Origin of the sequence: Nocardia rhizosphaerihabitans, from assembly GCF_014646295.1 — a bacterium.
GTDB classification, from domain to species: domain Bacteria; phylum Actinomycetota; class Actinomycetes; order Mycobacteriales; family Mycobacteriaceae; genus Nocardia; species Nocardia rhizosphaerihabitans.
On sequence record NZ_BMNE01000013.1, the window covers coordinates 17,620 to 40,470 of the forward strand.

Below are 22,851 nucleotides of genomic sequence, written 5' to 3' on the forward strand. Positions count from 1 at the left end.
ACCTGGACGCGACTTGTCAGAACCTGCGCGGTCTGGTCGGGTTCGGTTGATAACTCTGCGCACCGGGTGCTGTGGTGTGGGCGTCGGCTCCGCGCTAGCTTGATCCCCACGTCACCTCCCGGAAGGACACCTTGTGGCTTGTGGTGAGACTCCCGTGCCCGTGCCAAGACTCTCGGTCGGAGAGCTGGTTGTCCTCTGTACCATCTTGCTTTCACTGATGTCCTGCGCGCGCCCTGAATCCGCGATGACGCCGCTCCGATTCGACCGGGCGCCGATCAGCTGCGCGGTCGCACTGGCACCCGCACGCGCCGAGATCGATCAGTTCGCAGATGGACTGCAATCGGACCGGGACCGAATCAGTACCGATCCCGACCCCGACCTGTTCGAGAACTCCAGCGGGGTTCGGTGTGCCGCAATTTTCAGAGGTGGGTCCAACGCCTGGGATCCACTCGACGACCAAACACAGCGACCAACCAGTCGTCACCTGTTCGTCTCCATCGCCGTCATCCTCCCCGACGACTCGTATCCCGATCCCGAGACACGAGCACATAGTCTCTTCGACCGACGCCGCCCTCATGACGCAACTCAGGTCGAGGGGATCGGCGACGCCGCCTACTCCGTATCTACCCATTCCCGATACCCCGGCGGGATCGAAGGAACGATCGCCGCCTCGGTCGAAATCCGTTTCCGGATCAGCAACCTGATCGTGGACGTCGACGCCGGGGGCATCAACGTCCACGACAGCAACGAACCCGCCGAGTTGCCGACGGACTTGGCCCGGGATGCAGAAGCCATCGCCACCGCTCTCGCATCCAACATCGATGCCGTCATGACCTGACGATTCAGTGAAACTCACGGGTGGGAACCCGGTCGACGCTCAGGCGAACCATCGGCAGCGTAACGACCGGCGCCCCTGTGGCCTGCTCGATCGTCGCACGCAGTTTCGCCCAAGCCTCGGGGTGAGCACGAGCATAGCGGTCCAAAGTCGTCGCGGAGTCATCCTCCGTCAACGGTGCCGCAGTCGCCGAAACATCACGTCGGCGACCGATCCACAGCCCGACCTTCGGGTCGGCCAGCACGTTGCGGTACCACTGTGCGGTGGTACCGAAGCCGGATACGACCACGAAGCTGTCGGCCGACGGCCGGTCGACCACTTCGAGTACCACGTACCGTGCGACGCCGGAACTCCGTCCGGTGTGCCGCAGCATCAGCAGCCGTCGCCCCAGCAGAAAGCCGAGGCCGGCGCGATACAGCCAGATGGGGGCACGAACCAGCCATCGAGTGCGTAGCGCTCGCGCGCCGAGCTTCGTCGCAAGATCCGATCCGATCATCATGTCCTCACTGAACGACGTCACAGACAGTCCACGGTCATTTACTATCGATGATCGCATCCAGGAACCGCCTGGTCCGTGAGCTGGCAGGGTCGGTGAAGATCTCCTCTGGCGGACCCGATTCGACAATACGACCGCTGTCGAACATCAATATCCGATCGGACACTTCGCGGGCGAAACGCATTTCGTGGGTGACACAGAGGAAGGTGATATCGGTGTCGGCGGCGATGTCAGCCAGCAGATGGAGCACCCCGGTGACGAGTTCCGGGTCCAGCGCCGAGGTCACCTCATCGAGCAAGAGAACTTTCGGTTCCATCGCCAGTGCCCGCGCGATCGCAACACGTTGCTGCTGGCCACCGGACAGTTGTGACGGCGAGGCGTCGGCTTTGCCCGCCAATCCGACCAGCTCGAGCAGCTCCCGCGCCCGCTGGTCGGCCAGGTCCTTCGGCAGGCCGAGACTGCGCACCGGACCCAGCGTGATGTTGCGCAATACCGACATATTGGGGAACAGGTTGAATTGCTGGAACACCATGCTGATCAGTCGACGCATCTGGCGCAGGTGCGCTTCCCCCGCCGGAATCAGCGCGTCGCCGTCGCGTTCGTGGCTGAGGTAGTCACCTGCCACTTCGATCGTTCCGCTGTCGGCCCGTTCCAAGGTCATCAGCATCCGCAGAATCGTTGTCTTACCCGAGCCCGATGGCCCGATCAGCGTAACGAACTCACCTGGTGCAACAGCGAAGTCGAGGTGATCCAGGCACACGGCGGTGCCGAAACGCTTCTCGACATCGGTGAACCGGATCATCGGTTCAGATACTTGCGACACGCTTCTCCAGTTTTCGAATCAGCACCGAGCAGGGATAGCTCAGCGCGAGGAACGTCAGCCCGACCGCGAACCATGCCTCGGGACCGGCTCCGCCGACATCGGCGGCATAGACCGTCTTCACCTGGTAGACCATGTCCAAAATGACGATCGCCGAGAGTAGCGGAACTTCCTTGAACATCGCGATGGTGTAGTTGCCCAGCGCCGGAACAACACGCGGCACGGCTTGAGGGATGATCACATCGGTCCACGCCCACCGCCGAGGCAGGTTCAACGCCACCGTTGCTTCCCACTGAGCGACCGGCACCGCGTCGATGCCCGCGCGGAATACCTCTGCCGTGTAGCAGGCATAGTGCACCCCCAACGCGGTGACGCCGACAATCATTCGCTGAGTGTCCACCGGCAATCCGCCCAACAGTTCCGGCCGCACCACCCAGTAGAGGAAGAAGATCTGCACCAGCAATGGTGTGCTGCGGACGAACTCGATGAACACCCAGACAAGCTGGCTCAGCACCGGCAGTCCGGATCGGCGGATCATCGCGAAGATCAAGCCGAGTACGTAGGCCGCCAGCGATCCGAGGATCGTGTATTCGACCGTGACCAGAAGTCCCTCCCAGATGAACGGGAATGCATCGAAGAACCGTTGCCACCGCCATTTCTCCATCACGTCTCCAAACCCGCCGGTGCGGTTTGGTGGCCCCACCGCGCCGGCCGTCCCGCCCGACGGGCCGCGATCTGTTCCAGCGCCCGCATCACCACGGTGATGACGGCCGCGATCAGCAAGTACGCCACCAGCTCGACCAGGTAGATCAGGCCGAGCTCGCGGGAGAACGCGGGCACCGCTCGCAACTCGTCAGCCTTCTTGAAGATCTCGGGTACGGCGATGAAACTCAGCAGCGCGGTGCCTTTCAGCAACTGGATGAACAGGTTGTTGAAGGAGGGCAGCATTTCCACGACCGCCTGGGGCAGCACGATCCGCCACAGGCGCTGCCGCGGTGACAAATTCACCGCGATGGCGGCCTCCACTTGACCTGCCGGCACGGAGCGGATCGCGCCGCGAACGATCTCGGCACCGTAGGCGCCGTGGTTGAGCCCCAGCACAAGAATGCCGATCACCAACAACCCGCGATCAGTAGCGCCCAGTGATACCCCGAGAAAGATCGGGAGCGCGACCGCGAAGAAGAACAGCTGAACCACCTCGGAGCTCCCCCGAAGCGACTCGACGTAAATCCGCGCCAGTACACGTGGCAGGCGGTACCGCGACAACAACGCGATACCGGCGACCGACGACAACACGATTGTCAACGCGATTCCACCGACGGTGGCCCACACGGTGAAAGGCAGTCCGTCCAGAACCCGTTCTACGTAGGTCGGGAGATTGTCCGAAACCACGGGTCAGGCGATGCAGTACTGCTCGGTGGTGGATGTCGGATCCGGCTCGTTCGCCGCGGTGAGGCCGAACGGCTCGACCAGCTTCAGCCACTCGCCGCTCTCGTGCAGAGCGCGCAATTCGCGGTTGAAATCGTCTCGGAACTCGGTGTCGTCGAGCCGGAAATTGAACGTGCCCACGGCGGGCTTGTCCCCGAACTGGAACGACGGGGTGGTCTCCAGTTTCGCCTCGGGATTCTGCCGAACCAGCCACGCACTGGTGACGTCGAGCAAGGCGGCGCCATAGACGTCTCCGGCCTCCACGGCCCGCAGAATATCGTCCTGCTTCGCCATGGGCTCGATCAGCCCGCTCGGCACCCCGGCGGACTCGGCGTACCCGTTCTCCACCGCGCCGCCCAAGGTCGCGATTCGGACGTTCTCGCGGGTGATGTCTTCGAAGCGATCGATCTTGCGCGGATTGCCCTCCGGCACGAGGAACGCCGACCCGACCTGATAGTCGGGAATGGCGAACGCCGAACTCTGGCATCGTTTCGGATTGATGAACATCCCCGCAGCGACGAATCCGTAGTTGTTGGCACGTACTCCGTCGATGAGACCGTCGAAGTCGGTGACGACGCCTTCGATCTTGTCGATGCCGAGTTTGCCCAGGACCGCGCGCGCCACCGTCGGGGCGTAACCGGTGAGTTCGCCATCGGGACCGAGGTAGGCCCACGGTGACTCGTTGGCGAAACCGACTTTGATCGATCCGGAGGCCTTCGCCTCGGCATACGTCACCGCCGCGGGCTCGCCGTCACCGCCGAGGCCGCAGCCGGTGGCTGCCAGTGCCAGTGCCACCACCACGATCGACACGCCCCAGCGGGAACGACGGACCGATTTCCGCACACCGATTCGCAAGATCCGACCATCCTGTTCGTTCCTGGTCGACCACCGACCGAGTCCGGACAGAGTCGCGGGCCGATATTGAGATCCGCAGCATGGCTGTTTTGCGATCGTGTGACGATCACCCGTCCGGCCGAGTCTCGGTGGCAGGAGTCACCTCCGTTTGCCATCGGCACGGCCCTTGCGGCATCTTTGCGGTAGGTGTGCCGGGAAGTCTGGTCGGCAACCCGGTTCGAGCCCCTTCGCACCGGGGTATATCGCTGACGGCTGGTACGACACTCGATGTTCGACGATCTCGGGTCGCGAGGTGGATCGAGCTCAGGAGGATCCCATGACTATGCACCTGCTGATCGTCGAGGACGACACACGAGTCCGCACATCGCTGCGGCTGGCGATGGAAGACGAGGGCTACTCGGTCGGTGAAGCCGAAGGCACCGAAGCGGCCCTGGACGCTGTGCGCGCGAACGGCGTACCCGATGTGATGCTGGTCGACCTGATGTTGGGGGGGTTGGACGGATACACCTGCATCCGCGAGATCCGCCGCGATCACGACGTGCCGATCATCGTGGTCAGCGCGCGAGACGACACCCATGACGTCGTTGCCGCCCTGGAATCCGGCGCCGACGACTTCGTCACCAAGCCGTTCGAAGTCAAAGAACTCACCGCGCGGATCCGTGCGCTGCGCAGGCGGGCCCGAGCCACCGTGGTCGAACGCGAGGTCACCGAACTGGTACTCGACGCATCGCCGGGGCATCGACTGGTGCTCTGTCCAGAACGTGGATCGCTGCGGCTCTCGGGTGAGGACGTGTACCTCACCCTCACCGAGTTCCGGCTGTTGTGCGAGCTCGCCCAAAACGACAGCCTGGTCCTGACCAGACAGATGCTGCTCGACAAGATCTGGGACCGCGGCTTCTTCGGCGACGAACGCATCGTCGACGTTCACGTGCGACGGCTGCGCACCAAAGTCGAACGAGACCCCGCCGATCCGAGCCTGATAGTGACAGTACGCGGCTTGGGCTATCGCCTCGATGTCCAATCCTGACCGGGTTCACCCTCGGCTGTCCACCCGGCTACGCGGACTGCGCGGGCGGGTCATGGTCGCCTTCATTGCCAGCGCGAGCATGGTCACACTGGTGCTCATCGCCTCGGTCTACGCGATCAGTGCCGACTACATGCAATCGCAGCGCGAGCGCACCGTGGATCGTGCTGTCGGCGTACACGCGGAGCTGCTGCGGTGGCGACTCGACGACCGGCACATCACCGGCGAACAGGCGTTGGCCGGGCTGAATCTGTCGACGGGAACCATCGCTATGTTGCGGTGGGAATCGCGCTGGTCGATCGTCGACGCCGACGGTGGCCTCCCGGTGGTGCCGCCACCGGTGTTCGACGCCGATCAGTCCGATCAGGGCGACAGCGCCGCGATCCGGGTGACGATCAACGGCCAGCCCTACCTGCGGGCATCAGCGCCCGTCGACGGCAGCGGAGACGCCGTGCTCTACGAGTTCGCTCCCCTCCTCGAACTCGAGTCGACCTTGCGAATGCTGCGCACCATTCTCATCGCCTGCACGGTGGTTGCCCTCGGAATCGGTGCCGCTCTGGGCGGTTGGGCCGCGCACCACGCGTTGAGTCCACTGCGCCAGGTGGCCAGAACCGCCTCCCGGATCGCGTCCGGGGAGCAGGAACTACGCCTGGCACCCTCCGACGACCAGGACCTGTCGACCACCGTCGAGTCGTTCAATGCCATGGTCGATTCGTTGCAACACCGCATCGAGCGTGAACGCCGCCTCGTCTCCGACCTCAGCCACGAACTCCGAACACCGCTGACGACCCTCACGACCGCTGCCACCGTGCTGGCCAAGCATCGAGACGAACTGTCCGAGCGTCCCAGAACCGCCCTCAAGCTGCTCCTCGAGGAAACCACCTACCTGCGAGGACTCCTCGACGACATGCTCGCGCTGGCCCGCGTGGAGGCCGGAATTCACCGATCCGATCTGGCGCCCCTGTCGGTATCGGAGCTGCTGAACCAGATCATGTCGGTCCATGCCATCGCGCCGGACGTCCTCCGAACACACGATCCAGGGCTCGTTCGCGGCAGACGCCTCGAGCTCGAGCGTGCGATCGTCAACGTCCTTGTCAACGCCGACCGCCACGGTGGCGGCGTCACCTGCGTGATGGTCGAGCGCGAAGGCGCCGACATCGTGATCACCATCGACGACGCCGGCCCAGGTATTCCCGCGGCCGACCGCGAACGAATCTTCGGCCGGTTCGTCACCGCATCACGAAGCACCGCAGGTACCGGCATCGGGCTGGCCTTGGTCGCCGAAACCGTCACCGGACATCACGGGCAGATCCGCTGTGACGAAAACCCCGGCGGCGGCGCACGATTCGTCATGACACTGCCGGCCCACGAGCACGTTCGTCATGAGATCGCAAAATAGCCGATCGAGCAGCTGCAACGAGGCACTGCCAGCCTTTGTGCGTGTCGCATGCCCAGCACCGCAGAGTGTGTCGCGCCGCGACGCGTCACGACCCGGACAGGACACGATGAGGGTCAAGTCCGCCGGACAGGAAGCACGCAGCGAGGGCACTGCGCACATCGCGATCATCGGGACCGAGTCGTCGTCAGCACGGTCGGTTTCGGAGGAGGACACGCAGCCGGGTCTCGACAGTGTTGTCGAGACATCGGCGACCGACACAGCGACCGCGCCGCGACAGCGCTCGGTCCCGGTGACCGCTTCGAGAAGTGCCGGTTCTTACCACGCGGGGATGGTCCGCGTCCGACTCCGGTTTCCGCAGGGCGGCGTCGCGCTCGACTACCGGACCACCGCCGCCATCGCGGATCGGATCGCCACCGAACTCGGTCGCTACGGAATCGTGGTGACCATCGACGGCGACCTCACGACGGCACTGCGCGACCTGCCGACCGACGACATTTGGTCGGCCCGTGGTGGTGAGATCTCAGCCGATGCTGAACGGCCTGCCCCCACAGGGTGACCACCGAGTTCACGTTCGCGGTCGACACCTTCACCTTGACGAAGGCCCGCGCCTGCGCGTAGCCCGGCACAGCCACTCAGGCCGATGGTCGAGTCTGCCCAAGTCACCGAGCCACTGCTGCCGCTGAACTTGATCCGCTTCTGATGGCTCTCACTGCCGAACGCGTCGGCTTCCTCGAGATCGAGCAGGTAGAACGAGGTCGCCTGCCCAGGGCCCAACGTCAGATCAGCGCCGCTCTTGGCACCGACGCTGACCTTCTCCCCATCCCAGCTGCTCGCGCCGTCGACGCCGCCGCTGGCCGCGCCGCCGTCGATGTTGACTTGACAACCGACGACGTAGCCAGGGTAGATCTTTCCGCCCTTGGCGTTGGGGCCCGACAGTTCCACCTGTGCGCTCGTCCACTAACCACCTACCGCCAGCTCTGCCCCTCCGTTGATCCTGATTCGTCCACCCCGCAGGCCAGAACGCCAAACGCCCCGCGCTCGCAACTTCGGTTCACGCGGTCGTCGACCTCGGTCGGGTGCAGCATCAGCAGGCCTCGGACCCGGCATGCGAGATCGCTGTTGGCGACCGTGTATCTGTGCTGTCGCTGGGCTGAGGTCAGCCCGACGAGCAAGTGGTGAAAGCGGTGCGGAGTTTGTCCGCGTGCAGCGCTCGATGCACCATCGGCTCTTCGATAGATGAGCGGTGATGGGCCTGCCGTGAACAGATTAGAAAGGTGGGTTCAGGAACCCTTCGGCGGCGCTCAGCCATCGGAGCGATCATCGACGGAGGCTCTGTGACCGGTGTCGTCGAGCACGATCGCCGTGGCACCGCGGATACGTTCGGCGCCCTGTTCGGCCAGCGGGGCGGGGAAGATCATCTCCCAAAACGCCGTGAAGCCGAAGAATCGGCACGCCGGTGTAGGCGAGCTGACGCACTGGGTCGGGCAGACGAACCGAGGCACTAGGGATCGGGCCACTGTGGCGCTCGGATTGTGTAAATATGCTGGGATGCAGCAACTGTGGGCTTTGTGGCGCGACGGGTACCGCGCCGACTCTGTCCGCCATGCACTGGCGATGCCTGTTCCGGGCCGCTTGTCGCTGCGCTGCAGATACGAAGCGTTGTGCGAAGGAAACACTATCGGGCGGCCAGCTTCGGAGTTCGACATCACCGAACAACTATGGCGAGAACAGATCACGTTGTTCGATGCCGGTGACATGGCGCTCCGGCGGAACGACACCGACAGCGCGACTGCTGCCTTCGATCGGTTGGTCCGGTCTCAGCGTGAAGGGCACCACCCGATCACTGGAATCGACGGCCGCATTGGCCTAGCCGACGCGCATCGACAGGCCGAGAGGGTCGATGAGGCTGTCGACCTGTATGCCGCCGCATTGGCCGAGGCGAGTTCCTGTGGATACGGGTACGGCCAAGTTCGAGCGGGCATACCACTGGGGTACCTACATCTCCGAAGCGGAAGCGCCGCCCGTGCAGCGCGGGAGTTCGAGACGGCATCCAGGGTTGCGCTAGACAACGACTGGCGTCTGGAAATCGCGAACGCTCTGACCGGCCTCGGCGAGGCATTGCAACGTCTGCGCAACGCCACAGGGTCGATGAAGGCACTGCTGGCGGCACTGACCATCTTCGAGGCACTGTCCTCGGACGAAGGGGTGGTGAACGCAACTGTTCAGCTCGGGGAACTGTGCCGACGCAACCGATGGCTCGCAGAAGCCGCGGGTTGGTACGGGCAGGCAATCGACATCGCGCGACCACGTTCGATGTCTATCGCGCTCACGAACGCGTTGGACGGACTCGCCGAGGTCCAACTGGCACAGGGTGATCGGCTCTCGGCAATCCGGAACCACTTCGCAGCCTATCGAGTAGCAGGACCGGGCAATCCACGCGGCCGCGCGCACGCGGTCAACGGACTCGCCCGCTGTGCGGTGAACGCCCGACGCTACGAAACCGCGATCAAATTCTTCAGTCAGGGGTTACAGCTGTATCTGTCGATCGACGACCTCACCGCGGCGGCGACATCGGAGACCGGAATAGCGCACTGCCGTGAGGCCCTGGGTGACCTGGAGGCAGCCGTACAGCACCGCGTTTCAGCGGTCACCCTGGTGGAAGCCATGCGGGCGGCTCAGCTGCAGCACGCCCATCAGGCCGAATACTTCGACCGGTTCGGCACCGCTCACGAGATGGCGGTACGGACAGCCTTGCGGGCCGGTGATGCCGCCGCATTCGTCGCGGTGTTCGAGTCCATGGCCGGACGCAGGCTTGCCGGGCTCATGACCTCCGTGCCCGAGAGCGCCACCGCGGCGGAACAACTGGCAGAGTCCGTCGCGAAAGCGAATGACCAGGCGGGACAGCGGCGCACCCGGACGCGAACACTGGATGGCCTGGCCCTCGGCGAACCTCGGTCCGACCAGGCCAACCAATCTTTCGACGACACCGTGTCCGGACTCTACTCCGCGTTCGATCCAACCGAGACCGAGAACCTCTGGGCACAGACCGACACCGGGGATGCACACCTGCTCTTGATCGTAGCGTTGCGAGATCCCGACGAACTGGCGTGGCTGCTACGACCGGCACGAGGCCAGCTGCACATCGGGCTGCAGGACTTACCCTCGGCCACACGCGAAGTGATCGATGCACTGCACACCGACGGGTTGCCGTTGAACACCGGACCCGAGTTCGTCGCTCCGCTCGGCGAGTTGATCCCGTCCGCGGTACTCGACGTGATCGCCCCCGACGAGCCGATCGTTGTAGTCCCTCTCGGACGACTGTGGGCGGTACCGTGGACCGCAATTCCGCTGCCCGACGCGACATACCTGGGTGAGCGAAATCCGGTATCTGTCAGCCCCTCGCTGACCTCCGTAGCGCACACCAGCGGTGGCGCGCGACAGCCAGCGGGAACGCGCATCGCCTATTGGGAAAGCCCGACCGTCGACCATCACCGCGTCGTCGCCTATCACGGCCGCGATGATCTGTCCGTCGAACGGGTCGCCGACGCTGCAGCGTGCCGCAGTGCCATCCTGGAAGCCAGGACCGATCTGGTCGTGGTGGTCGCGCACGGACGTCCGGTGCGAGCACTGGTCCACTATCTCGAGCTCGACGAGCATGTTGCGCTGACCCCCGCCGACATGCTCGACGCAGCGCCACCGCCGACTATCATCCTGATCTCGTGCTGGGGCGCGCACGCCCCCGGCCGGGTCTCCGGGGATCCGATGACCATCGCCACGCTGGCACTCGCGCGCGGGGTGAGAGCGATCGCCGCGACCACGTCCGAAATGCTAGACGACCCGTCGAGCTCGGCATTTGTCAACCAATTCCTCAGCGCGGCGACGGTTCACCCACTGCCACAAGCCCTTCACATCGCAACACGTCGCTGGTTGGCACGCCCGGCCAACCGGGAAGGCTTCTTGTCTCGATGGGCACCACTGATCACTCTGGGCGCTTGGTGAAAGGACTACTCCATGCCCGACTCCACCACCGATGATCTCCCGTTCGAATTGAAGAATCCTACCGCCTATCAATGGACGGAGAAGGCCTACGATCTACTCCTCACCGACGCGCTGACCGTCGCTCTCACTGTCCGCCACAGGATCGAGATCGCAACCGCCAGCGGCGATTGCCCACGTTGCGGCCATGACGTGCAGTTCTCCATGGAGCGCGACGCTCCCATCCCGGGCACTATCGGCGGACTGGGTACCGAGGACTCCTCGATGACCGAGGACTACGTGGCCGTCGATGTCGAATGCCGCTGCAAGGGTGGTCATCCAGGACGTCCCGATGGGATTTCGAAAGGCTGCGGCATCGTTTTCCGCACCGAGGTACAGCGGACGACGACATGAGCAACCCCGAGCACTTCCGAAAGCCGGCCAAGGGGCCTTCGCCATCCGCCGCCGACGATATCGCCGACTGGGATGCGCTCGTCGTCGGTAGCCTGGACCGCGCCACCGCGACAGCGGAGAAATGGCGGACCGGACTGGCCGGATTCGTCACCATCGTGACCTCGGTTCTACTGCTCAAAGGACCGGATTCCCAGAAGATAGAACGCCCGTGGAACTTCCTCGTCATCGGGCTTCTCGTCATCGGAGCAGGCTTGCTTGTGGGCGGATTATGGCACGCTTTGTCCGCCAGCGCGCCACGGAGCCGCTCGCAGAACTACTCCGACATCGTCGATAGGTACGGAACGGTGCGTGCCTATTCGATCGCTGTCGCGAACAGCATCTACACGTCGCTCGAGCGAGCCAAACTACTTGTCATCGCAGCCCTGGCCGTGTTCGGCATGGGGATCGTCGCCTGGTGGCTCGTCCCTCAAACCACGGAGAAGCCCAAGACCACGGTCGTCTCGGTCACCACGCCGAACGGTGGGACCACCTGTGGGATTCTGGTGGACTCCGGCAGTGGCGATGTGACCATCCGACCTGACGGCAGTCCGACATCCACCTCCGTTCCCCTCCGAGAGGTGACTTCGGTGAAGCTCGTCGAGCGGTGCGGAGCCGGAAAATGAGAGAACCGGAGTTCCCAGCAGACCGTGGTCGATCTCGGCATCCACCCACTTGTCGACATGACTGCGCCAGGTCGGCATCGACCATGAACTCCGCCCAGGCCTGCGTCCGGCCGCGTCGGCGGTGACACGTAGGCACGCCGCGGAAAAACCATGTGCGACACGAGATCTGTTCCAAGACAACAGGACTCGACACCGTGCTACCGTGTACGCACGCGCATGGAGGCCTCTGCTTTCGCGGAATCTCCGACACGCCATTCGGAGGGCGCATGTCAATCCATCCCGTCGACCGATCTCACCGCGAGCGCCACGAACGAAAGCTGGCTGCGGCCGAATCGGCGCTGTCAAGCTTGGCCGCGACGCCGAACACTCCACACGTCCTGTTGCACGCAGCGTTGGAGCTGTCAGTCGAATCCGCAACCGCAATCGGAGAATCCACAGCCGCGTGGCGCCGACGGACAGCACAGCGGTACGGTCCCGACATATTCGCCCGCGGCCGATGGGAGGGAGAACGCGAACGAGCCGATTCCCGCTCACTCGCAACGCAATTGACCCGTGCAGGGTACCCCGGTCTTCGGAGTGAACCCGACCTGCTATCCAGCGATCCCCGCACCGACGTCCCCTCGATGCGCCCGGCAATATCGGTTCCGGTTCTTGTCGGAGTCGGTGATGTTCGATTGGCACTTCGCCTGTACGACGACTGGCCAGTTCTCGACGCCAAAGCCGACCTGAAGGTTGCAATTCCGGCGAATCAACGCGGTGCGCACATGTCCCGCCTGCAGGAAGCCTGCATCGCAGCGAGCAGGCAGAGTCACCAGAGCTCGGTTGACTTCGCGATCGAGCTGGCCCGCCTCGCTTCGACTTCGCAGGCCTGCTCGTCGGCTACCGCCGAAGTACGGATCGACCAACAGCCACCCATATCTTCCTCAGTCACAGGTCGTGCATCCGGGCTGGATGTGACCACCACCCTGTCGATAGATCATGACGGCAGCCGCGTTTCCCGGCTGGAGCTATCCCTGACGGTGCAGGTCATGACCGCGTGTCCATGCACGATCATGTATTCGCGGCTAGCGTCCGAACGCGAATCGGGTCGCGCATACGGGCCTTCGATGCCTCCGACCTTCACCCACTCCCAACCCGGAACCCTGACGGTGGGAGTTCGGACCGGCGGCGCGGCCGCGATCTCCCCCGCCGAACTACTGACCGCTCTACGTTCTTGCGCAGTCCTGCGCGAGTCGGTCCTCAAGCGCCCTGACGAGCACGAACTGGTCGACCGCGCGCACCGCAGACCCCAGTTCGCCGAGGATCTCGTCCGCGAGGCGGCAGCGACAGTAGCTGCCCGCCTTTCAGCAGACACCGCAGTCTTTGCTGTCGCGTCATTGGCGGAATCCATCCATCCTCACCACGCGGTGGCGTCCCTTCATGCCCTCGCCGGCGACCTGCAGTCCAAGTCACCATGACGGCGCAAGAAAAGCTCCCGTTGCCCTCGGCAGGATGGGCAGTCATCGATCCCGGCCCCGAGACGACGTCCGATCCGGCCGCCGTGATCGAGTTCGCTAGGCCATACGGCACGGTTTCCGCTCGTGACGGTGGGGCCGCTTGGGCCATCCGACCACGGCAAGAACATGGGACCTTCTCACAGACGAATGTAGAAGCTCCCCTCCACACAGATGCGCAGTATCGGGACAACCCAGAAGGGGCCTTTTTGCTCGCTTGTGCCCGTCCGGCTGAAACCGGCGGCGACAGCATCGTATTGCGGGTTTCCGATCTGCTGGAGAGTCTCGCGGCCCGACCTGGTCGAGAGGATCTCCTACACCTGCTGACTGCGTCGATTTGGCGATGGCGCACACCACCCGTTTTCGGCGGACCGAGGATCAGTGCCCCCTCACCGATCCTGAAGTTCAGGCCGGATGGCACACCAACCATGCGTTGGCGTCTCGACAACCTCGTTGTGGACGAGAAGTGCGATTGGGCTGCTCGGGTGGTGGCGGAAGCCGCCGCGACGCACAAAGCACGCCGCCTACTGCGGGTCACGGCCGGGCAGATTCTGGTGTGCGACAACGCCACCGTCCTGCACGGACGCACCGCGTTCACCGACCCGAAGCGGCTGCTGTGGCGAGTTCGAGTACACCCGTGACAGTCCCAGATATCAGGAAGGCCATCAGCCACGCAACGGCCCTCCCGGAGGGGCTCTCCGCTCAAGAACTCGCCTCATGGACGCTCCGAGGTCTAACCGAGATCGCTCTGTTCGGCATCGCACATGGATTGCCGTTGGACGACATTGACGATGCGGTCGCCTCTCTCGGCGCCCTCGGCAAACACGCCCATCCTCGATTCGCTGACCGCCTCCGAGAGTTGCGAGCGACCGCTGGACCGCCGACGGACGTGTTTGCGGACCTCGCAGCAGACTGGAGTCCACCCGCGCCACCGAAGACACCATCCGGCCCAGCTGTCGAAGGGTTCTGCCGCCTGGCCGATCTCATCGGACCGATGCGTGACGAGCCCCCTGGCATGTTCGTCAGCGCCGCCGACGGACATGGCCGTACGGCATTGGCGGAGAGAGAATCGTGGCGTCCCGCCAGCCTTCCGACTACTGGTGTCGTGTTCATCCCCGTGTCTGTGCTGGCGGCGCTGACGTGGCGTGTATGGACAGCTGGGTCCACCGGAACGCCCACCGTCGTGCTCGTCGAGGAAATGCTCAGTCCCCCAACCATGGATATATGGTGGGGAATTCACAACGGGACCCATCTCGACCATCTCGGCCAGCTGGCCCTGGACGGTCGAGATCCCGAAGAAATCGAGTACAGCTCCGGACTACTGATCACAGAGTCCTTGGCCATGACTGCCGAACTACTCGCCGGGCTGGAGACTGAGAACCCGACGACTGCGCGTCTGATCTGGGACGGACTGGTCGAACGCCTTGCGCGGCTACCAGTGCCACCGCTGGATTCGTCGCGCACCGCTCGGCGTGCACAGAACCTCAGCGACGCAGAGTTCACTGCCCTGCCAACACTCGCCGGAGCGTACACCGCCGGAGCAATTGAACTGCTTGCTTCAGGATTCGACCACCCATTGATACCGGAGAGGCTGCGCGATGCCATGAGATGCCGCTGGGATCAGGCCTCCGATCGAAATCCCGACGTAGCCGGTGTTCTAAGGGACCTCCGGTGAGCCGGCCCCACTCCGACCCGACCACGCCGGGCAACAAGCACCTGCGCCACCTGACCGAACTGCTGTCCGCGCATGGCCAACCCCCAGGAGCGGTCGCAGCTGCCGGATGGGCCGCGGCGATGGCGGCAGCTGTCACCGAGTCCGCGATCCTCGACCATGGCACGGGTGGTGAGGAAATCGCCGCCGTACTACGCACCGTTGACGACGACACAGATGCCTACTGGAACTCAGCACTGTCGACGAATGACTGGAAGAGCTCCACTCCAACACAAGTCGCCGTTCGAGCCGGTCACGTCGCGGCGCTCAGCGGCCGTGCGTTCTCATCGAATCCGGCGGATACACGAGCATCCTGGGCTCTCGCGGTAGGAGCCGCCGCCGCTGCCCAAGCGGTCGCAGAGAGCAACGCGCCGGCTCATCCGACCCGCGCCGCGCTGATGGCCGGCACTGTCGACGAAATACCCGATCCAGTCATGGTGATCGATGCACACGGCTCTCGGGTTCGTACCGCTGACGGACGCGTTCTATTGGACGTTTCCTCGGGCCTTTACAACACTCCGCTCGGTCACCGGCACCCGGCACCCGCCATCGCCATGCTGGCTCAGGCGTCGTCGGTCGCTGCCATAAATCCCTTCAACTCCGTGACCGCAATCGCAGATCGCGTTGCCGAGCGTCTCCTACAGCTGTTCGATTCACCAGGAGGTCGCGTCGTATTCGCCTCGTCGGGATCGGAGGCGGTCGAGACCGCACTTCGGTTCGCGCTGTCAGTGGCGGGTCCGACCTTGCATGCGCGCCCTCGCACATTTCATGGGATTACCGCGGGAGCCGCCGGCCTGTCGACCTATGCATCCATCCGCGGTCCGCTCCCCCGAATGGTGCAGATCCACCACCACGCGATCTCGGAGTGGAACGCACCGGGCGTCGGCGTGGTCGAGCCTGCCGGCATCGCCTCAGGTCGACCTCCGTTGAGCGCTACCGAGCGCGAGCACCTCCAGCACTTCCGAAGTCGTGGAGGGGTGGTGGTGGTGGACGAAGTCCTCTCTGGGCTGGGCCGCACTTTGTGGCCTGGGCTCACCCCCGCACTCGGTATCCCCGCCGACATCGTCGTTGTCGGAAAAGGATTGGCCAACGGCATCGCACCCGTTTCGGCCGTACTGCTAACCGCCGAGATGATAGGCCGCATTCGCGCGAGTGGTCCCCTGGACCACGGCCATACCCATACCAATCACCCGACCTCACTGGGCGCGGCACTGGGCTGCTTGGACGCACTGGACGGGCTCGATCACGATCCAACCAAGCTCGCCGATGCTGCGAGAGACAGCGGACTGGAAGTCACTTCGCTGGGATGGCTCGCTACGATCGCGGTTCCAGCGACCCCGAGAGACCAACTCGTGCGATCTCTCTCACGTGCCGGAGTTCTGCTTCACCTCCCGTCAATGGTCAGCTCCGTTGATCGCCTGGTAGTAGCACCACCACTCACCACGGAAGCTGATGATCTGGCCGAGATGATGCGATGCCTGGCAAACGTAGTCGAGGGTCTTCGAGGATGAAGGTGGCAGTGGTCGGAAGCTCTGCAGGGCTCGGCGCGGCAGTGGCGCTACGGCACGCCCGGCGCGACGACGATGTGGTCGCGGTGGCCCGGCGCGGCGACCGCCTGAAGCAACTCGCGGAGTCGACTCCGCCCCGTGCCGGAAAATGGGTATCCGTCACTGCCGATGTGACATCACCCGAAGGACTCGCGGCGTGCCTGGAAGCGTCAGCAGGATGCGACCGCATCTACTTGACAGCAGCTGTGAATGCCGGAATCCGCCACACTATCGCCCTCAACTTCGAGGCCCACTGCCGGATCGCAGAAGCTCTCGACCGACGTGGGCTCCAGGTAGTCGCTATTTCGTCACTCGCCGCAGTTGTCGCGTTTCCAGATCTTGAAGTCTACGGCGCGAGCAAAGCAGCCCTGGAGCAATGGTTCGCGTCACACAGCCGGACTGCGGAGTCGGACTTGTTGATTGTCCGCCCAGGACGCTTCGCATCGGAGTTCCACACCGGCCCACTCCCATTCGATCCTGGATCTCTGCCCCACGGACGCGCGGCCGAGGTGGTCGCGGCGGCGGACAGCAGTCGATCCGGCACAGTTACACTGGGCGGTGTCCGGGATCGCATCGCGGTGGCGGTATCCCGAATCTTCGGCCCGGTCCATGCGCTGGGAGTGCTGTGACCGCTCACTTCGTCACCGTGGCAGTCTGGCAAACACTGATCGACGAGTCGAAAGCATTTCATCGACAGGTTCAGCAAGCTCGTATCGACTGTGTGGTGGAACTGGCGAGAGAGCAAATCGGCACCAACATTGCCCCAGAGGCAGCGTCGTCGGCTCTCAGCGATGCAGCCGAGAGGTTCGAATCCGCTTACCTCCAAGGAACACCGATCAGCAACAGGGATCGCGCGCGCTTGATCAGCGATGCGCTCGAACTCCGATTACGCGACAACGCACTGCACGAACTTGCTGAGCGATTAGGAGCGACCCATGCGCCTGCCAGCATGCGCCCCCGTCCCGGAGCACGCGAGATGCTGCGACTCCTCGCGCGACGCTATCGGGTGGTGGCACTGTCCGACACTTGGCTGTCACCTGGATCCGCCCTACGTGCTGCGCTCGAACACCACCGTATGGCGGAATACTTCACAGACATGATGTTCAGTGACGAGACTGGGACGCACAAAGTGCGCGGAGATGCTTGGAGAGCGACAGCCGCCGATCGTCTCCACACGACGGTTGGAAATATCATCCACGTCGGCGATCTGCCAGCGGTCGACGGCTCCGCGGCTGTTGCCGCCGGATGTGCGGGCGCTGTCATCATCGATCACCCCGAGCATCCGGTTGGAAGCCACAGTTCCGACGACTCGGACGGGGTGTACTTCGCGTCGAGTTGCGAACAGGTGCCGGGGCTGGTCGCAGCAATCGCACAGAAATGGAAGCCACCCGCGCCGTTCCCCGCCGAAACCCGGTAGGCCTCCACGACATCGTCCGACCCAGCTCGATCACCGACTCCGGCAAGTACATGGACATCGCCACCCAGATGTCACGGTTGCTGCTGGATCGCCCCAGCCCATCCAGCACGCTGCGATCTCCTCATCGAACACCGCGACCAGTCAAACATTGCCGTGTATCCCGACGGCTGCTACAGCATCGAGTTCAGCTCTGTCGCATCACCATCAGACCGATAGCCCCACCAGCGCGGCCGAATCGGTACACACCACTCCGGCTGTCGCGCGGCGAATCCGGCTGCGGCGGAGTAGATTCCCGTCCCGTCGGATCCCGAAGAGCCGGTCAGGGCAGGATTCGACATCGCCGCGGTGCAGTTCTCTGGCGTGATACATGCCCCGCGCACGTCCCGGTCGGCCGAACCCACCCCGTCAGGGCCCGGCCGACCGGGGCCATCTTCACGGCCGGCGGTGCAAGTGCAACGCACTGCCCGACACCGCGGTGAAACCGAGCGCTTCGAAGAACCGTCGGCGGCCCCACCGACCCTGGGGGTCGGTGTCCAGGACCACGGTCACCTCACCGGCGCCCGCCGCCTGGGCTCGTTCGATGAACGCGCGTACCAGTGCCGACCCGACACCGCATCGAGGCTGCAGGACACCGACCAGCGCGAGATGGCCGATGCCTGGGTTCCCGGCGAGGAACCCTTCGGCCCGACCGTCGCGGCGGGCGAGCAGCCGGATCGAGTTCGGTTCACGATCCCGGTCACCCGCGCCGGTGCCGCGAACACACTGTCACGTAGCCGGTGGAGCTCGTCGAGAGCGCCAGCAGCCGCGGGAGCACCGCGTGCTCACCATCGATCTGCTCGACCTCGATCCCGTCCACACCGCCCACGCTGCCACACCGGTACGGCCGTACAGAAATGCCCGGTGAGCCGAGCCGCCGACCCCCTCGTGCATCCCGCCGTACCGCGGCGCGCGGGCGAACCGCTACTCCGCCGGGCTGAGCGCGTGCGCGGGGCACCACTGGTGTAGCTGGAGTTGTCCGTGTCCGTTGCCGGTGACCAGGGTGAAGGTGCACAGGCCCATCCAGGTTCCGTCGCCGAGCAGCACCCAGGCATGCAGCCACCCGGGAACGTTCTCGGCGAGCCGAAGCCCACCCAGCTTCACCCGCATCGCCAACTTGTCCTGACGGAAGTGTTTGGGCTTGGTCGCGATCGCCAGATGGGCGGCGACCATCACCTTCTGCGGCGGGTCGACGATCCGCCACGGCGAGGGAGTGAAGGTCACCGGCCAGTTCTCGAACACACCGGCGAACCTACCTGTTATCGAATATATGTTCGATAACAGGTAGGATGCTCGACATCCCCGAGATGCCCCGCCCCGCGCACAGGGCAGCGGCGCTGGCCACGGTCCGCCGCCAGCTCGACGACTCCGCCGCGTTCGGCACCACACTCACCCCTGATCAGTTCGAACAGATCGCAGTGCGGCTGACCGAGCTGCTGCGCGGCTACGCCGAAGCCGACACCCGCAGGTATCCGCGGTTGCGGCGTCCACTCCGCCCGCGTTCACCCTGGACAATCCACCCGCGGGAACAAGCCCGTGCGCCGCACGACCCCGAACAGCCACCCCTGTAGGTCGCGGCTGCCGTTTCCCGGTAGCCGAAGCCCCTCCGGCGGATGCCGCCGGAGTCGCCGTGAGCCTGCGCCGAGCACCGATCGCCCACGCTGGCGTGGATCGGGTGGGTGGCGCTGTGGCCGATGAACATCTGCTCTCGGCCGGCCAGCAAGAGCTGTCCCTGGCCGTCGTCGAAGCCCTCAACCACGATTGTGACCACCCATGCCAGGGTGCGCGCCGCGATCACCCGCCGCCGGATTCCGCCGACATCGAGGCCATCGTGCGGATCGTCGAGCTCGACTGGATCGGCTACACCCCCGGCGAGAAGCCTGCGGTGATCCTCGCGCGACTGCTGGACCGGATCGAGGAAACCCTCGGCGACCACTGAACCCCACGACCAACACCGCCGCGGTGCGACCTCTGCCGACGCGGGTTCGCGAGCCGGCAGCAAATCGTCCGAATTGCCGGGAACCTCGACCGGACACGGTGCGTCCAACCTGGCACATGACCCCCGAGGACCGTGAAGCGTTGATCGAGGCGGGCTACGACCCGAACGCCCCCGATGTCCAGCACCGCATGCTGCAGGTGAAACGTGGCCTGCAACTGCTGCGTGAACGCTGGCACGACAGGTCCGGTCCCAGCCACCCCAATACCGAGGGGCGCGCCGCGAAAAGGGCAGTGCCCGCGATGCCGACGAGCCGTCCGACACGGAAGCCGCCGTGCGCTCCACACTGATCCTGCTCCGCCACGCCGCCCCCGTCATCCCCGCACCTGTTGGGCCCGACGACTACACCCGCCCGTTGACCACCCAGGGACACCAGCAGGCACGCAACGTGATCGACGAGCTACGCACGCTGACACCCCACGCGATCGCGTCGAGCCCCTATTTGCGGGCCATACAAACTGTTCAGCCACTGGCACGATCCCTGGACCTACTCGTGCGGACAGACGACGAGTTACGGGAATGGGACTCCGGGCTGGAGCCGCGCCCGGACTACGCCCGCCACTACGCCCTCAGCTGGACGATGCCGAGATTGGCGCGCGCTGGTGGGGAAAGTCTGGACCAGCTCAGCCGCCGCGCGGTCGGGGCCTTGCTCGCACTCGCCCACCAGCACCACGACGACACCGTTGTCGTCGGCAGCCACGGGACGTTCATCGCTCGCGCTCTTGTCGGGCTCGGACTCACCCAGGTGGACTGTGCATTCAGGAACGCGATGCCCATGCCCGCGATCTACCGCCTCGATGTCACCGACCACCGTGTCCAGACAAGCGGCCCCGGCCTGACCGGACCGTAGCCCCCTTACGCCCCTCGCTTCGGCACATCGTCGCCATCTCGAGTCTCGCGTGCATGTCGGCCCTGTCCCGTGACCCCGGGGGCGGTGAGTGCGCACTGGCTCGAGCAGCCCCTGAGGACGGTGCGTCGACGCCGGTGGCGGCGATCACCGAGATCGAAGACGCGTTGATCGCGATTCAGGCAGGCGCGGTCCGATTGTGCGCCGCGACGTTGCACAGCGAGATCGGTGACACCTACCGGGGACCGATCACCGCCGCGCCCGGCGACTGTTTACCGCGTGTCCGCCCGGGAACACCAGGGGCATAGCGCTGATCAGCAATAAGTCCCCGCTCTCGCGAGTGGAGCCTGAACCGTCCGTCCCCACCGATCGAGGGGGGCGTGATGAGCGCCGAACATCGGCAACCGAGTTCATGACGGCCATCCAGCGGGCCGGTAGCGCCGAGTCGAGTGTGCGCACCGTGGTGGCGGCGCGCCCGGGCAGTGCGGTTCGACGCGGTCGGCGACACCGAGGGGTGCGGTGAGCGTCTCCGCCCGCTGGCGGGCGCTCAACGCCGGGGAGCTGCGCACCCGGCTGTGGCCAGTGCCGGCCCTGGCAGTGCTGATCGCGATCGCCGCCGGGGTCGGGGTGCCGCAACTCGATGTCGCCGTCGACGACTCGCTGCCCCCGGCGGTGACCGATTACCTGTTCGGCGGCGGTCCGGCCGCGGCCCGGGAGGTGCTCGGGTCGATCGCGGGGTCACTGATCACCGTCACCTCATTGACGTTCTCGTTGACGGTGGTGACGTTACAGCTGGCCAGCAGCCAATTCTCGCCCCGCTTGTTGCGCACGTTCGCGCGGGACCGGTTCGTGCAACGCACCCTGGCGTTGTTCCTGGCCACGTTTGTGTACGCGCTGACGGTGCTGCGCACGGTGCGTACCGGCACCGACGGCGAGGCGGATTTCGTGCCGATGGTGTCGGTGACGTTGGCCTATCTGCTGGCCGTGCTCAGTGTGTTCGGGCTGGTGTTGTTTCTGGCGCATCTGGTTCGCGAAATCCGGGTCGAGACGATGGTGAACAATGTGTACGCCGAGGCGGTGGCGACCGTCCGCCGGGTATGCGGGCCGGCCGAGCCGGATGGGCCGGCCGAGCCGAACTCTCCCCGGCCGCCGCTGCAGTGTGCGCCGATCTCGGGTAGCGGGTCGGGTTTTGTGATCTCGGTCGACGAGGACGCACTCACGGCCGCGGCGTCGGCAGCCGGGGCGATCGTACTGGTCGATCGCGCCCCGGGCAGTTTTCTGGTGGCGGGCACACCGGTGGCGTTCGTCTGGCCCGCCGACGCGGGGACCGACTTCGAGGCCGAGCAACTGGTGCTCCTGCGGCGGGCGGTGGCCGAGGCCATCTCCCTCGGGCCCGAACGCACCGAGGCCCAGGATGTCGGGTACGGGGTGCAGTTGTTGACCGATGTGGCAGTCAAAGCGCTCTCGCCCGGCATCAACGACCCCACCACCGCCATCCAGTCTCTCGGTCGCAGCGCGGCGCTGCTGTGCGAGTTGGCTGGGCGCGACCTCGGAGCGAGGACGCTGCGCGACATGGACGGGCAGGTGCGGGTGGTACTTCGCCGCCCTGATCTCACCGAATTGCTCGACGCCGCGGTCGGCCAGCCCCGCCGCTACGGCGCCGCCGACCCCTTGGTGTTGGCCGGGCTGTTTCGGCTGCTGCGTGACCTCGCCTGGTGCGCCCGTCTGCCAGCGCAGTCCGATGCTGTCGCGGACCAACTCGGGCGGCTCCGTGACACCGTGTCGGGGCAGGCTTTCGACGCGGTCGAACGTGCGCACCTCGAGCAACTCAGCGAGGCGGTCGCCGCCGCCCTGGCCGGCGACTGGCCACCCCACACCGACCGCGTCTGACCGCCA

Annotated in this window: 24 protein-coding genes and 3 pseudogenes; 18 read left to right on the top strand and 9 right to left on the bottom strand. The window is 65.1% G+C overall.

Features of this window, described 5'->3' with window-relative positions:
• The first annotated feature begins 205 nt into the window (after positions 1 to 205).
• Positions 206 to 838, top strand: a complete 633-nt coding sequence (locus tag IEY60_RS33365) for a hypothetical protein (RefSeq protein ID WP_229740344.1) — start codon at positions 206 to 208, stop codon at positions 836 to 838.
• 4 nt (positions 839 to 842) lie between these two features.
• On the opposite strand, the gene IEY60_RS33370 is transcribed toward IEY60_RS33365, so the two are convergent.
• The 5 genes from IEY60_RS33370 to ehuB are packed head-to-tail and all read right to left on the bottom strand — an operon-like array spanning position 843 to position 4,434.
• Positions 843 to 1,331, bottom strand: coding sequence for a nitroreductase family deazaflavin-dependent oxidoreductase (locus IEY60_RS33370; RefSeq protein WP_189034614.1), 489 nt, complete (start codon positions 1,329 to 1,331; stop codon positions 843 to 845).
• A 37-nt stretch (positions 1,332 to 1,368) separates the two neighbouring features.
• A complete protein-coding gene (gene ehuA / locus IEY60_RS33375) occupies positions 1,369 to 2,133 on the bottom strand; it encodes an ectoine/hydroxyectoine ABC transporter ATP-binding protein EhuA (RefSeq protein ID WP_189034615.1) in 765 nt (254 codons plus the stop codon).
• Between the two features lie 4 nt (positions 2,134 to 2,137).
• Complete coding sequence (gene ehuD / locus IEY60_RS33380; RefSeq protein ID WP_189034540.1) at positions 2,138 to 2,815, bottom strand: ectoine/hydroxyectoine ABC transporter permease subunit EhuD; 678 nt, start codon at positions 2,813 to 2,815, stop codon at positions 2,138 to 2,140.
• The gene (locus IEY60_RS33385) at positions 2,815 to 3,543 is read right to left on the bottom strand and encodes an amino acid ABC transporter permease (RefSeq protein ID WP_189034541.1); all 729 of its coding nucleotides are present in this window, start codon (positions 3,541 to 3,543) and stop codon (positions 2,815 to 2,817) included. The genes ehuD and IEY60_RS33385 overlap by 1 nt, the downstream gene beginning before the upstream one ends.
• A gap of 3 nt (positions 3,544 to 3,546) precedes the next feature.
• A complete protein-coding gene (gene ehuB, locus IEY60_RS33390; protein ID WP_189034542.1) occupies positions 3,547 to 4,434 on the bottom strand; it encodes an ectoine/hydroxyectoine ABC transporter substrate-binding protein EhuB in 888 nt (295 codons plus the stop codon).
• A gap of 316 nt (positions 4,435 to 4,750) precedes the next feature.
• Here ehuB and IEY60_RS33395 point away from each other — a divergent pair, with 316 nt between their 5' ends.
• The 3 genes from IEY60_RS33395 (at position 4,751) to IEY60_RS36615 (ending at position 7,413) form a co-directional block, all read left to right on the top strand.
• Entirely contained in the window at positions 4,751 to 5,461 is a 711-nt protein-coding gene (locus tag IEY60_RS33395) for a response regulator transcription factor (RefSeq protein WP_189034543.1), read from the top strand.
• Positions 5,448 to 6,857 carry an ATP-binding protein gene (locus IEY60_RS33400; protein WP_189034544.1) on the top strand — a complete coding sequence of 470 codons (1,410 nt, stop codon included), beginning with the start codon at positions 5,448 to 5,450 and terminating at the stop codon, positions 6,855 to 6,857. The genes IEY60_RS33395 and IEY60_RS33400 overlap by 14 nt, the downstream gene beginning before the upstream one ends.
• Positions 6,858 to 6,963: 106 nt before the next feature.
• Complete coding sequence (locus IEY60_RS36615; protein ID WP_373291805.1) at positions 6,964 to 7,413, top strand: hypothetical protein; 450 nt, start codon at positions 6,964 to 6,966, stop codon at positions 7,411 to 7,413.
• A 16-nt stretch (positions 7,414 to 7,429) separates the two neighbouring features.
• On the opposite strand, the pseudogene IEY60_RS36620 reads toward IEY60_RS36615, so the two are convergent.
• Positions 7,430 to 7,489: pseudogene (locus IEY60_RS36620) on the bottom strand (hypothetical protein); the annotation flags it as partial.
• A 46-nt stretch (positions 7,490 to 7,535) separates the two neighbouring features.
• A pseudogene (locus tag IEY60_RS36625) lies at positions 7,536 to 7,799 on the bottom strand (MspA family porin); the annotation flags it as partial.
• Between the two features lie 606 nt (positions 7,800 to 8,405).
• Between IEY60_RS36625 and IEY60_RS33410 the strand changes: the two are divergent.
• The 9 genes from IEY60_RS33410 to IEY60_RS33450 all read left to right on the top strand — a co-directional run bounded on the left by IEY60_RS33410 (position 8,406) and on the right by IEY60_RS33450 (position 18,076).
• Complete coding sequence (locus tag IEY60_RS33410) at positions 8,406 to 10,856, top strand: tetratricopeptide repeat protein (protein ID WP_189034545.1); 2,451 nt, start codon at positions 8,406 to 8,408, stop codon at positions 10,854 to 10,856.
• A 12-nt stretch (positions 10,857 to 10,868) separates the two neighbouring features.
• Positions 10,869 to 11,246 carry a hypothetical protein gene (locus IEY60_RS33415; protein ID WP_189034546.1) on the top strand — a complete coding sequence of 126 codons (378 nt, stop codon included), beginning with the start codon at positions 10,869 to 10,871 and terminating at the stop codon, positions 11,244 to 11,246.
• On the top strand, positions 11,243 to 11,908 hold the full coding sequence (locus IEY60_RS33420) for a hypothetical protein (RefSeq protein WP_189034547.1): 666 nt from the start codon (positions 11,243 to 11,245) through the stop codon (positions 11,906 to 11,908). The genes IEY60_RS33415 and IEY60_RS33420 overlap by 4 nt, the downstream gene beginning before the upstream one ends.
• 623 nt (positions 11,909 to 12,531) lie before the next feature.
• Positions 12,532 to 13,365, top strand: coding sequence for a GTP cyclohydrolase, FolE2/MptA family (locus IEY60_RS33425; RefSeq protein WP_189034548.1), 834 nt, complete (start codon positions 12,532 to 12,534; stop codon positions 13,363 to 13,365).
• Entirely contained in the window at positions 13,362 to 14,042 is a 681-nt protein-coding gene (locus IEY60_RS33430; protein WP_189034549.1) for a TauD/TfdA family dioxygenase, read from the top strand. Before IEY60_RS33425 ends, IEY60_RS33430 begins: the two co-directional genes overlap by 4 nt.
• Positions 14,039 to 15,076, top strand: coding sequence for a hypothetical protein (locus IEY60_RS33435; RefSeq protein ID WP_189034550.1), 1,038 nt, complete (start codon positions 14,039 to 14,041; stop codon positions 15,074 to 15,076). Before IEY60_RS33430 ends, IEY60_RS33435 begins: the two co-directional genes overlap by 4 nt.
• 119 nt (positions 15,077 to 15,195) lie before the next feature.
• On the top strand, positions 15,196 to 16,623 hold the full coding sequence (locus tag IEY60_RS33440; RefSeq protein WP_189034551.1) for an aminotransferase class III-fold pyridoxal phosphate-dependent enzyme: 1,428 nt from the start codon (positions 15,196 to 15,198) through the stop codon (positions 16,621 to 16,623).
• The gene (locus IEY60_RS33445; RefSeq protein WP_189034552.1) at positions 16,620 to 17,288 is read left to right on the top strand and encodes an SDR family NAD(P)-dependent oxidoreductase; all 669 of its coding nucleotides are present in this window, start codon (positions 16,620 to 16,622) and stop codon (positions 17,286 to 17,288) included. The genes IEY60_RS33440 and IEY60_RS33445 overlap by 4 nt, the downstream gene beginning before the upstream one ends.
• Positions 17,285 to 18,076: an HAD family hydrolase gene (locus IEY60_RS33450; protein WP_189034553.1), complete on the top strand. Its 792-nt coding sequence runs from the start codon at positions 17,285 to 17,287 to the stop codon at positions 18,074 to 18,076. The genes IEY60_RS33445 and IEY60_RS33450 overlap by 4 nt, the downstream gene beginning before the upstream one ends.
• A gap of 432 nt (positions 18,077 to 18,508) precedes the next feature.
• On the opposite strand, the pseudogene IEY60_RS36630 reads toward IEY60_RS33450, so the two are convergent.
• Together IEY60_RS36630 and IEY60_RS33455 are read right to left on the bottom strand one after the other, a co-directional pair.
• Positions 18,509 to 18,793, bottom strand: a pseudogene (locus tag IEY60_RS36630) (GNAT family N-acetyltransferase); the annotation flags it as partial.
• A 243-nt stretch (positions 18,794 to 19,036) separates the two neighbouring features.
• A complete protein-coding gene (locus IEY60_RS33455) occupies positions 19,037 to 19,354 on the bottom strand; it encodes a hypothetical protein (RefSeq protein WP_229740347.1) in 318 nt (105 codons plus the stop codon).
• 47 nt (positions 19,355 to 19,401) lie between these two features.
• Here IEY60_RS33455 and IEY60_RS33460 point away from each other — a divergent pair, with 47 nt between their 5' ends.
• From IEY60_RS33460 to IEY60_RS33480, 5 genes are all read left to right on the top strand, one after another.
• Positions 19,402 to 19,683, top strand: a complete 282-nt coding sequence (locus IEY60_RS33460; protein ID WP_189034554.1) for a DUF6374 family protein — start codon at positions 19,402 to 19,404, stop codon at positions 19,681 to 19,683.
• Positions 19,684 to 19,799: 116 nt separating this feature from the next.
• On the top strand, positions 19,800 to 20,051 hold the full coding sequence (locus tag IEY60_RS33465; RefSeq protein ID WP_189034555.1) for a hypothetical protein: 252 nt from the start codon (positions 19,800 to 19,802) through the stop codon (positions 20,049 to 20,051).
• Between the two features lie 116 nt (positions 20,052 to 20,167).
• Complete coding sequence (locus IEY60_RS33470; RefSeq protein ID WP_189034556.1) at positions 20,168 to 20,398, top strand: hypothetical protein; 231 nt, start codon at positions 20,168 to 20,170, stop codon at positions 20,396 to 20,398.
• Positions 20,383 to 20,958, top strand: a complete 576-nt coding sequence (locus IEY60_RS33475; RefSeq protein WP_189034557.1) for a histidine phosphatase family protein — start codon at positions 20,383 to 20,385, stop codon at positions 20,956 to 20,958. The genes IEY60_RS33470 and IEY60_RS33475 overlap by 16 nt, the downstream gene beginning before the upstream one ends.
• A gap of 516 nt (positions 20,959 to 21,474) precedes the next feature.
• Complete coding sequence (locus tag IEY60_RS33480) at positions 21,475 to 22,845, top strand: DUF2254 domain-containing protein (protein ID WP_189034558.1); 1,371 nt, start codon at positions 21,475 to 21,477, stop codon at positions 22,843 to 22,845.
• The last annotated feature ends 6 nt before the right edge of the window (positions 22,846 to 22,851 follow it).